Source organism: Pseudoalteromonas sp. S1727, from assembly GCF_005886375.1.
GTDB classification, from domain to species: Bacteria; Pseudomonadota; Gammaproteobacteria; order Enterobacterales; family Alteromonadaceae; genus Pseudoalteromonas; species Pseudoalteromonas haloplanktis.
Window position 1 is genome coordinate 80,895 of sequence record NZ_PNDT01000051.1, and the last position, 14,059, is coordinate 94,953.

A 14,059-nucleotide genomic window follows, 5' to 3' on the forward strand; every position below is an offset into this window, starting at 1 on the left:
GCGGCTATTATTGCCGCTCTTTTGAGCTCTATTTTATTTAATGGCCGCGCAGGGGTAATTGACGAGGCATTTGGCGCATTTGCTGTTGACGCATCATACCTTGTTGACGGGCACGGTTAGCGTTATTAAGCTGTTGCATACGTTGATTTTGCAGTGAGCGAGCTCGATCCTGAAGCTGACTGTTTTGTAATGTTGAGCGCGCTTTATCGCGGTCGATATTACTGGCTCTATCTTGTAGCTGCTGACGATCAATATTACTGGCTTTATCTTTGATTTGCTGTTGCTTCGCGCTATCAAGTTCTTGCCATTTATTTTCACTACGTTGTTGCCATTTATCACCATCGTGTTTCAAAACATTGCCTTGCTTATCAGCAAACACATTGTTTTTTGCATCAAGGTTGCTACGAGCTGTTTTAAAGTCTCGTTTAACTTGATCTTTAGAGGCCATTCGATCTTTATTTTCAGGACGCTTATATAAGTTATTAACACGATTGCCGCTGATCAAGGTGTTGTCTTTGCGATTAATTTTATTACCAATATTAGTATGGTTGCCCACGTTAATATTGTTGCCAATATTAATATCACCTGTGTTAATGATAGTTGGCCCTCTGTAGCCACCACCATACCAACCAGAGCAACAGTAGATTGGTGGGCGTGCGCCATTAGCAAAACCTGCATTCCAGCCCATACCTATACTTAAGAAGCCGTTGCTCCAACTTACCCCAAAGTTCCAGCCAGTCCACGGGTTATAACCTACGTTAAAGCCCCAAGTTGGTGGGCGAGGGTAGTAATAACCTCCTCCCCAATAAGGAGGGTAATACCAACCAGTGCCATACACAGGGACGCCATAATACGGGTACGACCACATATAACCAGGATAATAGCCTACATACACCACTTCAGGTGTTGATTCGTAAATATCGACATAAGTGATGTTGTAAACAGGTGAGCTGGGTGGAATTTTTGCAATTTCATCTTTAGGAATTTCATCGGCTACTTGCCAAGGACCTTTTGGTGAATCAGCTTTAAACCAAACAGCGTTATCAACTGCATAATATTTTTTAGCAACCAAAATAACTTGAGATGCAGTATTAATTGCATAGGCGACATCAGTACCGGGGATTTTCTCAAACTTAGGCTCGCCGTCATAAGTGACAGTTAAGCTGGTATCTTTGCGGCTAATTGCGGCTGTTTGTGGGACATGTGCATCGAGCATTGCATCATTAGCTTCATCAGTGCCTGCAACTGACACTCGTAGGCCACCTAAATCAGAGTCAGGCGGTATATTAGCGAAACTGCTAGGCAGTTCATCTGCTCTAACAAAAGTCCAAGGTCCTGTTTGTTTTTTAGCGCGAAACCAACGACCTGATAGTAGCACATACATATTACTCGTTTTTAAATCGCGCAACCACGGCGTTTCCGTGTTGTATACATACATAAGCTCCCCGCCTGTTAAACTTTTCCATTTAGCGGTTCCATCTGTTGAAATCAGCTCAGCTGCTTGTGTAACTACAACTATTTTGGGAGGAGTATGAGTTGGTGGAGTAACATCTTCTGATTTTGGAATCATCTTTACTAAATCAGCAGGAGGAGAGGTTGTTTCAACGTATGGCCCTTTGGCATCTTTTGCTTGATACCATAAGGCGCCACTGGTTAAGTAAACTTGTTTTGATTTAGTATCGCGTACTACTGTCAAAGGGGTATTTAAGGCGCGTTCATAGGGAGTGTTTTTAATAGCGCTGAATTTAGGCTCACCATCAAAGCTAAGTAAAACAGCTAATTGCTCTTCAAAAATTATTTTTGGGGGATCGTTTTTAATTTCCGCAAGGCTTTTTTCAGCGGCTTGCGCACTTTCAAGGCTGGCTGTGAGTTGCGAAAGAGAGGTGACAAATTGCACCTCTTTGAGCGCATTATTAACCGCCGCAGTAAAGCGCTGTTCACCAGCATCCTTTGAATCAGGCCAGCGTACTTTGGTAACATCGATATTATGAACCGTTGCGCTATCATTGCTGCGATCTGTATCAATTTTGGCGTCAAACCAAAAAACTCCAAAAATTGGATCACTATCTTTTAATTTAAAGGACATCGCAGAGCGCGCGGTAAGAGCGTTACCTTTGAGTGTTTCAGGCTGTGGCTGGTACACAACAATAACCCCCTCAGACGTATCCACCTCTTGAGGCCACTCAACAGCAACGCTATTGAGAGAGAAAAGGTAGGTGGTCAAGGCGATAAAATACATACAAGCATTTTTGACCTTAGTAAAAGCATTCATACAGGTTTCCTTACTAACTGTTGATGTAGTTACTATGCCAGTATAGGTTATTATTGAACAGAAAAAGTTCAGTGGATGAATTATTAGTTGCTAAGCATTCTTTTAAAGTACTGGGCTGCTGCTGTAACGCCCATTTCATAACCTGAACTGAGCTTACTATAGTTTTTAGTCGTTCGGCCCACTTTAAAATGAAGAGGCGGTGCAATGATATTCACTTTGCACCCAGCAGGAGGGTTATGAATGAAGTCTATACTGGCATTGTAGTTATCAGCTCTCATGATGGATGCGTGAGCAAGAGCAGGGTGCTCCTTATAAAGCCGTTTAATTAGCCAAGGCATTTTGGTGGGTTTCTTTTGATAACCAAGAGGTTGCGATAACACCACGGTGATTTCTTCGGCTCCCATTTCATAAGCTTTACGCACGGGAATTGAATCAGCAACGCCGCCGTCGGTCATCGCAATGCCATCAATTGCTGGGTAATCACGATAGGCAATGGGAATTGCACATGAGGCTTTGAGTTGTTGTTCTAGTTGATTCGCCGTTGCCTTTAAATAGTGCGCTTGGCCCGTTTCAATGGCTGTAGTAACAATGTAAAACTCGCAGTTTTGTTCAGTAAAAGAGGCTAAATCTACGCGAATATCTGTAATTGTTTGTTGCCATAGCCAATCTAAATCAAATAAATGACCACCGCGTATAAAGCGCGGTAAATTAATAAATTCAGGGCGACAAGAATAGTCAGTGATCACTGCATGATTACGTTTATGTTGGCCACATAAATAGGCGGCAATATTGGTCGCTCCCGCAGATACTCCAAAGCACTGGTTAAATGGCTGATATTGAGCTGTTAAAAAGGCATCGAGTACACCGGTGGCAAAAATGCCGCGCATTGCACCGCCTTCTACGACTAAAGCATGGTTTAACTGAGCCATGTTCACTCCTCTATTGTTTTATCCATGCTAACAATTTTAAACGTGATCCGCGAGACACAGTTAAGCTTAACCTCTAATTACAAAAAAATGCGCTTAGTCGCTTTGCAATGCTTCTATTGGGTCAAGTTGCGACGCTTTGATTGCGGGGTATACACCAAAAATAAGCCCAACGAGAGCACAGATACTAAATGACAAAACAATTGCCGTTATTGACCAAGATACCGCCCATTGCGAATAGATAGAAATGATCTCAGATAGCGCGATACCAAATACCACACCGAGCAAGCCGCCTAAAATAGAAATGGTAAAGCTCTCTGCAATAAATTGAATGCGAATATCTTTTTGTGTGGCACCTACGGCGCGTAACAAGCCAATTTCTTTAGTGCGCTCGAGCACAGTAGCTAGCATGATATTCATAATGCCGATACCGCCGACTAACAGAGAAATTCCTGCTACACACGACATCACAATATTAAAAATCTGTTGTGTTTGTTTTTGCTGCGCTAATAACGCGGCGGGAATAACGAGTTCAAAATCGTCAATATCGCTGTGACGATTTCTTAATAGATGTTCCAGCGCTTGAGCTGCAATAATAGGGTCAACTGACTTATCAATCGCCAGCTTTAAGCTACTTACTTCACTATCTAGCAGACCACTTTCAAAGCGATGCACAGCGGTACTCATAGGTATAAACACTTGATTTTGTTCATTACCGAGTTTAACCCCTTGAAATTCTTTTTTCTTTAAATAAGGTGCTTGTAAGATGCCAATTACCTCAAACCATAAGTGGTTGATTTTTATTTGCTGGCCGAGTGCATCCCCCAGTGGAAACAATTGCTTTGCAGTGTTGGCGCCTAATAAAGCTACTTGCGCAAAGTTTTCATCGTCGGCTTGATTGAGTGCTCTGCCTTGAAATAGCTCAAAGTGGGAGAGTTGAAAATAATTAGCGCTAACCCCCACCGCTCGGCCATCACTGTTATTGTATTGGCTAAACACATGGTAGGTTTCGATGTTTTTTTGTGCGGAAAATGCGGTTATAAACGGCAGTGAGTCGTGGGCCACTTGAGCGTCACGCAAACTCAAACCTGCAGAGTGTTTACGTTGCTCTTTTAGCTCTTTTTCATCAAACTCTTTGGCATTAATGATTAGATTGTATAAGCCCATAGAGTCAATCATTTTCATGGCTTCGCGCTCAGCGCCTTCACCAATATTTAGCATGGCTATTACTGCACCGACCCCGAAAATCATTCCCAATAATGTGAGTAGGGTACGCAATTTGTGCTGGGCAAGCTCTAAAGTGGTATCAACAAATAAACTTAAGTACTTCATTAGATGTCCTTTATATCTATGAGAGAGATAACATCATTAGTTGCTAAACCATCGAGGATCTCAACATGGCTCAGATTATGTTTACCTAGTGTAACAGTCGTTTTGATAAACTCGCCGGATTTTTCAGCATAGACATAGTGAGCATTTTGTTCGGTAAACACGCTTTGTTTTGGCACGATTAAACGCTCAGTTAATGGAGTCACTAAAATACGCGCAGTGAGTTTTAAACCTGGGCGCAAGGCAGCCGTTTGTTGGTTAATAGTGGCTTTTAGCTCGTAATATTTTTGTGGATCGCCACGTTTAATCGACTTAGGAAACGGTGACACCTCTATCAGCTCACCATTAAATTGCTGCTTAGGTAAAGCAATTAGTTGAAATTGCAGGGGTTGTCCGGGGGCTAAGTCAATGGCTTCACGTTCAGAAACATACAGTACTAATTGCATTTTGCTAACATCGGGCAGTGCGGCTATTTTTTGTCCAGGCCATAACGTTTCACCGGCACGAGGTTTTTCGCCCCGCCAATTGGTATTGTGGGTTAATAAGCCATCATGTGGAGCAACAATTTCTAATTGAGATAAGTTTGTGTTGAGCATTTCAAGTTTTTGTTTATATTGATTCTCTTGCATTTTTAAGAGCATGAGTTCGCCTGCAGCACTTTGTGCAAAGCGACCTGTTTGCCAATCATAATAATCATGTTTGGCATTTAAAAACTCAACGTTTTGTTGTGACTCTAAAATATCCAGCTTTGAACGAATACGTTCATCTTCAATAGAGTAGTCCTCGGCAAATTGCTTTTCTTCTTTCACCAATACAATATCATGCTTTAAAAGTGCTTTATCTTTATCTATTTCACCTGATTTTTGTGTTAAATCTTGCGCCGTTAAGGCGGCCCGATTGGTATTTTTTTGGCTTTGACGGCGCATTTGATCGCCATCAAAGCGAGCAATTACATCCCCTTTTTTTACTTGCGTATACTCAGGCATCAGCCACGCTAACGTTTGCGGTCCACGTGTTGAGGCTGGCGCAGTAATAATGACTTCATTCGCTGCAACCAAGTGACCTTTCGCTTCGACAACTGTTTCAAATTGATGTTTGCTGACAGTATAAGTGAGAGCATTTTGTACAGAATTGTCTTTTGAACAGCCGCTTAATATGATCAAAGCGAATAAACTTAGAGTGAAGTGTATGTTCATAATTTTACCTCGTCACCGGCCTTTAAACCGCTTTTCACCACCGCAAGATTATCGGTAAAGTGGCTGATCTCTATAAATTGTTGAGCATTTTTAGTGGTTGTGACATATGGCCCTTGTTGATCGTATTGAATGCTGGCCAATGGAATGCTTAATACTTGCGATAATGCAGTCGTGGTGATCTCTAAACGCGCTGTAAGACCGGGGCGGATCACACTGGTGTCAAGGTTATCAATACTTACAATGGCATCAACAATACGACGTTTATCTTGTGGTGACTTTTCTCTAAATACCCGCCCAAGGCTGTCAATTTTACCGGAAACAACAATTTCAGTACTGCCATCTATGGTAATTTTAACTTTTTGACCAGGGGCAACTTTACCGCTATCAGGCTCGTCAATTTGTGCTTTTACTTGCATGTTTTCTAATACTGCAAGCTCTATAACTGGTTGGCCAAATTGTACGCTTTCGCCTATTGATGATTTTTCACCTTGGTAATTGGTCTTGTAAATGACTAGACCATCTATTGGTGCTTTTACTTTTAGACGTTCAATATCTTGTAAGTAACCGTCAACTTCACTTTGTAGTCTAGCAACTTTACTTTGCACCATTTTTAAGTTGAGCTCTTTGCTTTGTTGCTGATACGCTTGTTTGCTTTTTGCGAGGGTCAAATCGTTACTCGCAATAGTAAAATCAATCTGTGATTTTTTGCGTTCGACTTCGGAGCGGGAATTATCAACTATTTCAGCCTTGCGCTTGGCTTTGTCGTAATTCATTTTCATTTCAGCGACTTGCAGAGTTAGCTCTTGTTCTTTTATTAACTCTTTATTTTGCGCGTTTTCGAGTTGTTTTTTGGCGCGTTCTAAATCCCCTTGTTTATCGATTAGCTTGTCACGAACTTGCTTGTCGTCAAACGAGACCACTACATCACCTTTTTTTACATGGCTGTTTTCAGGTTGCATGGTTTTAATTTGGTATTGCCACATCCGGGCAACAGAAGGGGGGGCAATAATTGCACTGGTTGATGACTCAAGCTCGCCATTTGCTTTAACACTCAACACAATATCACTGCGCTCTACACTGAAGTTTTGCTCGTTTTGTTCATTACAGGCAGTTAAAAATAGGACTGAGCTTACTAGTAAGGCTTTAGAAAAGAGGCGATTATTCATTTTTACTCGCTCCTAATGGTGAGCTTCGCGCTCATACCAGGCAATAACGTTAATTTTGGAGCACTGAAATTAAAGCGAGCTCTGAAGTAGGCGTCTTTACCCCACTGCAGCCGCTCTTCCGGTTGGGTTGAAATTTCAGTTAACGTGGCTTGCAATGGCTGCTGTAAATAGGCATCAAATAACAGCTTGGCTGGTTGGCCGAGCTTGAGTTTCTGATAATCAACCTCATGCACCCAGGCTTCGATATACAGTTCACTCATGGTAGGAATTTCAGCAATTTTCCAGCCTGGTTGTGCCGTCATGCCTACAAAGGCTTTTTCACCATTCCATGGGTGGTTTGCATACAACACAGGCCCCGAGCGTTGTGCTTTGATACTCATGCTGGCCAGTTGTGTTTTATTGTATTGTAAGTTGGTCTCTAATTGCTCAATTGTGAGGAGTTGTTTATTGTGCGCTACTTTATTTTCAGTTTTAACTTGTAGCAGTTCTTGTGCTGATTTCTGTCTATTGATCAGGGCTTTTTCAAATTCGAGCTGGTTTTTTTGATAATCATAAGTGCTTAAATTTGCTTGTGGGATTGCGGCATCAATACGTGCCCGTTGAACCAGAAGTTCGGTACGTTTAAAGTTAAATTCGGCTTCAATTTGTTTTTCTTCATTACTGGTGGTTACTCGAACCAACTCTTCTTTTGCAGCTTCTAAACTGACTTCGTCTTGTTCAATTTCACTGGCAATCGAGCCACTGTCAAATACCACCACCACATCACCTGGCTGGGCTATGTCGCCTTCTTTCATCATCCATTGAACTTGTACTCGCCAATTGTCAGATTTAGGGGCATAAAAAAGTTGCTGCTCACTGGCTTTGAGTTCACCGCTTAAAAGCAAACTGCTCTGTGCAAAGCTGGAATATGCTCCTAAAATGAGTGACAACACTAGGTTGGTTTTAATGAGTTGCTTTATTAACATTGGCTGTCCTCAATTACGACCCCATCTTTCATGCGGATAATACGTTTTGCATAGGCCGCAATATCTTCCTCATGGGTTACCATTACTAAGGTATGACCTTGATGATGAAGCGAGCAAAGTAGCTCCATGATCTCATGGGAGGTTTTACTATCTAAGTTACCCGTAGGTTCATCAGCAAAAATGACTTTAGGCTCGTTCACTAAAGCCCTGGCAATGGCGACACGTTGGCGTTGGCCACCGGACATCTCAAAGGGTTTATGATGAGCACGAGCACGTAGGCCTACTTTATCTAGCATTGCCAGTGCGCGTTCGCTTGCTTGTTGTTTTGGGGTGTCAGTATAGCGCAGTGGAAGCGCGACATTTTCTTGTGCACTTAAGCGGGTAAGCAAATGAAAAGTCTGAAAGATAAAGCCAATTTTTTTATTACGAATGGCTGACAGACTGACATCATCAATGTCTTTAATGCTTTCACCAGAAAGTAAATAATTACCCGATGAAGGAGTATCTAAGCAGCCTAGAATATTCATTAAGGTAGATTTACCTGAGCCTGACGCTCCCATCACAGCAACAAATTCACCTTCCTTGATATGTAACGACACATTTTTCAATGCTGTTACTTGCGTCTCGCCAGCACCATAAGTACGGCAAAGATTTTCAACCCTGATCATAGTGTACTTTTTATTTTTATAATTTATAACAGCCTAAACTAGCGATAAATGTGGTGTGAAACAAGTAAAAATTCAGCTCGTAGTCAGATTGAAGCGAGTTTATTTGTAAATTAAATCAACGATTAACAATTTTTTATCAAGTTCGATTTATATTTTTAACGTGATTATGGCGTAAATTGCAGCTGTTTTGTAACCAAGTTGGTTTACTTTATAAAAAGAGGATGCAAGTAGCGTGAAACTGATCACACGCTACATACTAAAGTGCAGAGACTAAATCAGAGGCTCAACCCACATTACGCCGACTTCCTTTTTTACCACTTTTACATGGGTGCCGGCGCTCAGCGGTTGCTGGCTTTTTAGTTTCCAGGTTATTCCTGAGTACGGGTGAGTGGTAAGGCCTAACTCATTAACATCATTAGTGAGCACAAAATTAAGGTCGGCAAAATCACTTTTCACACTTTTGCTATCTACGTTTTCTTGCATTCGCTTAAGCGGTTTCCACAATAATAATGCACAAGCTGCGGTAATTAATGTGTTACTCCAAAGTGCTGTTGTTAATGATGCATCTAATAAACCAAAGTTCATCATTAAGCCTGTCGCAAATAAAGAAATACCCAAAAACAACAATATAAACGTAGACATACCAAGTACAGCAACTTCTATTATTAGTGCTAATACGCCTAATATCATCAACGTTTGCGGTAAATTATCTATAATAAACTGCATACCTTGCTCCTATATAATTAACCTTTTTGCTTGGTATTTAAGGTATTAATAATTGACATTGCTTGTGCCACCATTGAGCTGGCATCAGTACCGTTATCTGGTAGTAATACGACAGAAGATTCACGTGCTATCGCTTCTTTCGCTGCAATAGCTTTGGTCGCTAAGTCTAATTGGATGGCTTTTTGGCCTTGTTCAGTATCCGCCGCCTCACCCACTTTACGCAGTGCATCCGCTTGTGCTTCAGCAACCGCAATAATTGCTTTTGCTTCACCTTCAGCGCGCAGGATTTGCTCGGCTTTTTCAGCTTCTGCTGCCAATACTTGTGCTTGCTTTTTACCTTCTGCGACGTTGATATTGGCTTGTCGGTCACCTTCTGATTCTAAAATTTGCGCACGTTTTACACGCTCCGCTTTCATTTGCGCTTCCATCGCTTCCATAACCGATTGCGGTGGCACAATATCTTTTATTTCATAACGTAATACTTGAATACCCCAAGGCTCAGCGGCTTGGTTGATGGCTGCAACAATATTGGTATTGAGTAAATCACGCTCTTCAAAGGTTTTATCCAGCTCCATTTTACCCAGCTCAGAACGCATGGTGGTTTGCGAAAGTTGTGTTACTGCAAACACATAATCGTCAACGCCATATGTGGCTTTGTACGGGTCAAGTACACGGAAATACAATACACCATCGACAATCAGTGAGATGTTGTCTTTGGTGATGGCAGATTGCGAAGGCACATCTTGTGCTTGCTCTTTTAAGCTACGATCAGCTGCAATACGATCAACAAATGGCACAATGAAGTTTAAGCCCGCTTCTTTGGTTGATTGGTACTTACCAAAACGTTCAATCAACCATGCGCGGTTTTGCGGTACAAATTTCACACTGCTTTTTAGCAGCACTAAAACAAAAATGAGTAAAAACGCTTCAACAGTAAATAATATGTTGAGAATTTGCGCGATAGGGTCCATAGATACTCTCCTTAGATTATTGCCAAATGGCGGCGTTACAAAACGTTGTTTATTTATTATGTACAAATGTAACTTGGCTAAGATTACCATTGAGCTGCGAGCTCACCTAGTAAAAAATCGTGACAAAGTATGTCAGTAAGATAATTACGATAGCAAGATTATGGTCATGTTTTTCAAGATGCGCACAGAAAGCATGTTTAATTTTTGATTTAAAGCAAATAGTTCAGGCAGAAAAGAAATTTTGTTTTGACTCTCGTTGTCAATTTAAGATTAGCAAGCTCAAAGTGAATACCTAATATGGTTAAACTCACCACTATGTAAGGATAGAGCCCGCGCCATGTTTAGTTCAAAACAAAGTACACATTTTTATTAAACCATGTGAAATGTATACTTAGCGCAGCTGAGAATCTTTACCTAAATTTTTTCAGTAGTTCAACAGAACAAATACATCGCAAATCCTTTGCGTTTAGTGAGTTAAAAGATAAACCTATTGATGGTAAATTTGATTCATATGGATTAAGCAAAACCGCTACCGTACCTTGGTTTTAACCCTTTATTTTTGCTCTTTAAAAATTTACTATAAAAACAATGAATTATAATAGGTCGTTTTTTACAAGGTAAAATAGCAATATTTAACCTAACGGCTTGTTGTAAGTTGCTTTTATGCTGGTATTCCGTTCACTGCCGCACAGGCAGCTTAGAAAAGCGGGGTATCTACCTATAAGTGTTGCATCGAGTTCACTGCCGCACAGGCAGCTTAGGTGACGAAGGACCGAAACGGAGTTTCGCAGCCTGAGGAAGTGAGGTCATGGATGACCGATGTAACCAAGCTCCATGGATGGATTGTAAACACTGTGGTTTGTTTGAAATTCAGTTCATTTTTCGCGCTAAAGCACGACCTACAACACAGGCAACTTCGCAAGCAATTAAGCAGGTGTTTATCGGCGACTTCAAGCTTGACGTTTGTAACCTGGGGCTACTTCTCATTTACTTTTCGCGCTGCTCTGTTAGGTGCTAAAAACACGGAAGCAGGCTATATTGAATAAAGTGTAGATAAATAATGGAGAGTGTAATGCTTTATGACTCACAAGAAAAATATGGCGCGGTTTCACGGTTTTTTCATTGGGCAATGGCGGTGCTTATTTTTTGGCAAATGTTAAAGCTATTTGACCGTATTAATGAGGGGGAGCATTGGGTAGGTCAAGTGCTTGTACCCTGGCATATATCGATTGGTGTATTATTGCTTGTACTTATAATTGTGCGCATTGGCTGGTTTATGTCACAGCGTGCAAATCGACCGCCTGTCGACGAACAGTTGGCTGTTTTTGTTAAAGTAGGGCATGGGCTATTATATTTAGGAATGGTGTTAATGCCTGTGACTGGTCTTGCCTATATGGTGGGTAAAGGCTATGGTTTAACCGTGTTTGGTGTGCAACTAGTTGCAAAAAGTGATGGTATTGCATGGCTGGCCAGTATAGGGGGGTTACATCCTTATATTGCATGGACTTTGCTTGTACTTATTGCTGGTCATATCGTGATGGCATTTGTACACCAGTTTATAAAAAAAGATGGTTTATTACAGCGTATGCTAGGATGAATGAGCTCGTTGTCTTTTGTCTTCTCATTTACTCTTCTTTGTACAAAAAATAGTTAAGCTCTATGAAAATGACTAGGATAACTGCATATTAGGTTGCCTAATATGCAGTTTTTAGCGAGTTAGGGTGATTTCTGATTGCTATTTATATTACATTTTGAGATATTATTTATAATATAATATTAACAGGATAAGAAAAGATGACTCTGCCCAGTTCTCAATCTGCTAATGCAATTCGCATGCTTGCTGTCGATGCCGTTCAAAAAGCCAACTCAGGTCACCCTGGTGCGCCAATGGGAATGGCTGATATTGCCGCGGTACTTTGGCAAAATTTTCACCGCCATAATCCGTTAAACCCTAACTGGGTTAACCGCGACCGTTTTGTATTGTCAAATGGCCATGGTTCCATGTTGCAATATGCGCTATTGCATCTAAGTGGTTATGACGTCAGCATTGAAGACATTAAACAGTTTCGCCAATTACATTCGAAAACGCCTGGCCACCCAGAGTACGGTTATACGCCAGGGGTTGAAACAACCACAGGGCCATTAGGTGCGGGTATTGCTAATGCGGTAGGCATGGCGATTGCTGAAAAAACCTTAGCGGCACAATTTAACAAGCCACATTTTGATATCGTTGATCACTTTACTTATTGCTTTTTAGGCGATGGGTGTTTGATGGAAGGTATCTCTCATGAAGCATGTTCATTAGCCGGTACGTTAAAGCTAGGAAAGTTGATTGCCTTTTGGGATGACAATGGCATTTCAATTGATGGCGAAGTGGAAGGCTGGTTTACTGACGATACGCCAAAGCGTTTTGAGTCATACGGTTGGCAAGTTATTCGTGGTGTTGATGGCCACGACATGACAGCGATTGCCAGTGCGATTGAAGCGGCGCAAGCGAACCCTGAGCAACCAACGCTTATCTGTTGTAAAACGGTGATTGGCTTTGGTTCACCTAATAAATCAGGTAGTCATGATTGTCATGGTTCACCACTTGGCAATGATGAAATTGCAGCGGTTCGTGAGCAACTAAATTGGCCACATCCAGCCTTTGAAATTCCACAAAATGTATATAATGAGTGGAACACGCAAGCTAAAGGTCAAGACTTAGAAAGTGCATGGCAACAGATGTTTGCCGCTTACAGCAAAGCGCACCCAGAACTAAGTAAAGAGTTTAATCGTCGTGTAACAGCTAAATCATTACCGAGCAACTTTGCAGAAATTGCTGATCAATACATTGCAAAGTGCCAAGACGATATGCAAAACATTGCTACGCGCAAATCATCACAAAATGCCATTACCTTCTTCGCTGAGCACTTGCCGGAGCTAATGGGGGGCTCAGCCGATTTAGCAGGGTCAAATTTAACCTTATGGCCTGATGCCAAAGGCTTACAAGATGATGATGCGGGCAACTATGTATTTTATGGTGTGCGTGAATTTGGTATGAGCGCGATTATGAATGGTATTGCGTTACATGGTGGGTTTATCCCATTTGGCGCTACCTTCTTAATGTTTATGGAATATGCACGCAATGCTGTGCGTATGTCGGCATTAATGAAAGCGCAAAGCATTTTTGTCTACACCCACGACTCGATTGGTCAAGGTGAAGATGGCCCAACCCATCAGCCGATTGAACAAATTGCCAATTTGCGTATGACGCCTAATATGACAACGTGGCGCCCATGCGATGAGGTTGAAACAGCCGTTGCATGGAGTCAGTCTTTACTCAAACAAGCTGGTCCAAGTGCATTGATCTTTAGTCGCCAAGGAACTAAAGCAATGGCCCGAAACGAAGCGCAAGTAGCTGACGTTGCAAAAGGAGGCTACACCTTAGTTGAGTGTGAGCAAACACCAGAGCTAATTTTAATGGCGACTGGTTCTGAAGTCGAATTAGCGGTTAATGCGGCAGCTGAACTTACAGCTCAAGGCAAGCAAGTTCGCGTTGTCTCTATGCCATCAACCAATCAGTTTGATTTGCAAGATAAAGCTTACCGCCAAAGTGTGTTACCAGCAGGCGTTGCTAAAATTGCTGTAGAAGCTGCGCACAGTGACTTTTGGTATAAGTACGTTGGTCAAGATGGCGACGTATTAGGGATGACTACGTTTGGTGAGTCAGCACCGGGTGCGGTATTACTAGCGCATTTTGGTTTTACCGTTGAGAACTTAGTTGCTAAAGCAAATGCGTTATTAAGCGACATCTAAGTTAAAAGTTTTACCTGATAAAAAGCCCGCTGATTTAATTAA

12 protein-coding genes are annotated in these 14,059 nt (G+C 41.7%); 3 read left to right on the top strand and 9 right to left on the bottom strand.

Annotated elements, in window-relative coordinates; all coding sequences use genetic code 11:
- Positions 1–37: 37 nt before the first annotated feature.
- The 9 genes from CWB85_RS13090 to CWB85_RS13130 form a co-directional block, all read right to left on the bottom strand.
- A complete protein-coding gene (locus tag CWB85_RS13090) occupies positions 38–2,272 on the bottom strand; it encodes a hypothetical protein (RefSeq protein WP_016706896.1) in 2,235 nt (744 codons plus the stop codon).
- Positions 2,273–2,355: 83 nt separating this feature from the next.
- Positions 2,356–3,201 carry a patatin-like phospholipase family protein gene (locus tag CWB85_RS13095; protein WP_138555129.1) on the bottom strand — a complete coding sequence of 282 codons (846 nt, stop codon included), beginning with the start codon at positions 3,199–3,201 and terminating at the stop codon, positions 2,356–2,358.
- Between the two features lie 93 nt (positions 3,202–3,294).
- Entirely contained in the window at positions 3,295–4,530 is a 1,236-nt protein-coding gene (locus CWB85_RS13100) for an ABC transporter permease (RefSeq protein ID WP_138555130.1), read from the bottom strand.
- Positions 4,530–5,723: an efflux RND transporter periplasmic adaptor subunit gene (locus CWB85_RS13105; protein ID WP_138555131.1), complete on the bottom strand. Its 1,194-nt coding sequence runs from the start codon at positions 5,721–5,723 to the stop codon at positions 4,530–4,532. Before CWB85_RS13105 ends, CWB85_RS13100 begins: the two co-directional genes overlap by 1 nt.
- The gene (locus CWB85_RS13110) at positions 5,720–6,889 is read right to left on the bottom strand and encodes an efflux RND transporter periplasmic adaptor subunit (RefSeq protein WP_138555132.1); all 1,170 of its coding nucleotides are present in this window, start codon (positions 6,887–6,889) and stop codon (positions 5,720–5,722) included. Before CWB85_RS13110 ends, CWB85_RS13105 begins: the two co-directional genes overlap by 4 nt.
- A gap of 2 nt (positions 6,890–6,891) precedes the next feature.
- Positions 6,892–7,854 (bottom strand): HlyD family secretion protein, encoded by a 963-nt coding sequence (locus CWB85_RS13115; protein WP_016706891.1) that lies wholly within the window; start codon positions 7,852–7,854, stop codon positions 6,892–6,894.
- A complete protein-coding gene (locus tag CWB85_RS13120; protein WP_016706890.1) occupies positions 7,848–8,522 on the bottom strand; it encodes an ABC transporter ATP-binding protein in 675 nt (224 codons plus the stop codon). Before CWB85_RS13120 ends, CWB85_RS13115 begins: the two co-directional genes overlap by 7 nt.
- A 270-nt stretch (positions 8,523–8,792) precedes the next feature.
- A complete protein-coding gene (locus tag CWB85_RS13125) occupies positions 8,793–9,248 on the bottom strand; it encodes an NfeD family protein (protein WP_016706889.1) in 456 nt (151 codons plus the stop codon).
- Positions 9,249–9,265: 17 nt separating this feature from the next.
- Complete coding sequence (locus tag CWB85_RS13130; RefSeq protein ID WP_138555133.1) at positions 9,266–10,219, bottom strand: SPFH domain-containing protein; 954 nt, start codon at positions 10,217–10,219, stop codon at positions 9,266–9,268.
- A 378-nt stretch (positions 10,220–10,597) separates the two neighbouring features.
- On the opposite strand from CWB85_RS13130, the gene cas6f reads away from it, so the two are divergent.
- The 3 genes from cas6f to tkt all read left to right on the top strand — a co-directional run bounded on the left by cas6f (position 10,598) and on the right by tkt (position 14,017).
- Positions 10,598–10,768, top strand: coding sequence for a type I-F CRISPR-associated endoribonuclease Cas6/Csy4 (gene cas6f, locus CWB85_RS13135; RefSeq protein WP_138555134.1), 171 nt, complete (start codon positions 10,598–10,600; stop codon positions 10,766–10,768).
- Between the two features lie 523 nt (positions 10,769–11,291).
- The gene (locus tag CWB85_RS13140; RefSeq protein WP_016706885.1) at positions 11,292–11,816 is read left to right on the top strand and encodes a cytochrome b; all 525 of its coding nucleotides are present in this window, start codon (positions 11,292–11,294) and stop codon (positions 11,814–11,816) included.
- 197 nt (positions 11,817–12,013) lie between these two features.
- Positions 12,014–14,017 (top strand): transketolase, encoded by a 2,004-nt coding sequence (gene tkt, locus CWB85_RS13145; protein ID WP_138555135.1) that lies wholly within the window; start codon positions 12,014–12,016, stop codon positions 14,015–14,017.
- Positions 14,018–14,059: the final 42 nt, after the last annotated feature.

Bases quoted from the DNA above. Each gene is read 5' to 3' on its own strand.
- CWB85_RS13090 (WP_016706896.1), bottom strand. From the start codon at position 2,272: ATGAATGCTTTTACTAAGGTCAAAAATGCTTGTATGTATTTTATCGCC.
- CWB85_RS13095 (WP_138555129.1), bottom strand. From the start codon at position 3,201: ATGGCTCAGTTAAACCATGCTTTAGTCGTAGAAGGCGGTGCAATGCGC.
- CWB85_RS13100 (WP_138555130.1), bottom strand. From the start codon at position 4,530: ATGAAGTACTTAAGTTTATTTGTTGATACCACTTTAGAGCTTGCCCAG.
- CWB85_RS13105 (WP_138555131.1), bottom strand. From the start codon at position 5,723: ATGAACATACACTTCACTCTAAGTTTATTCGCTTTGATCATATTAAGC.
- CWB85_RS13110 (WP_138555132.1), bottom strand. From the start codon at position 6,889: ATGAATAATCGCCTCTTTTCTAAAGCCTTACTAGTAAGCTCAGTCCTA.
- CWB85_RS13115 (WP_016706891.1), bottom strand. From the start codon at position 7,854: ATGTTAATAAAGCAACTCATTAAAACCAACCTAGTGTTGTCACTCATT.
- CWB85_RS13120 (WP_016706890.1), bottom strand. From the start codon at position 8,522: ATGATCAGGGTTGAAAATCTTTGCCGTACTTATGGTGCTGGCGAGACG.
- CWB85_RS13125 (WP_016706889.1), bottom strand. From the start codon at position 9,248: ATGCAGTTTATTATAGATAATTTACCGCAAACGTTGATGATATTAGGC.
- CWB85_RS13130 (WP_138555133.1), bottom strand. From the start codon at position 10,219: ATGGACCCTATCGCGCAAATTCTCAACATATTATTTACTGTTGAAGCG.
- CWB85_RS13140 (WP_016706885.1), top strand. From the start codon at position 11,292: ATGCTTTATGACTCACAAGAAAAATATGGCGCGGTTTCACGGTTTTTT.
- tkt (WP_138555135.1), top strand. From the start codon at position 12,014: ATGACTCTGCCCAGTTCTCAATCTGCTAATGCAATTCGCATGCTTGCT.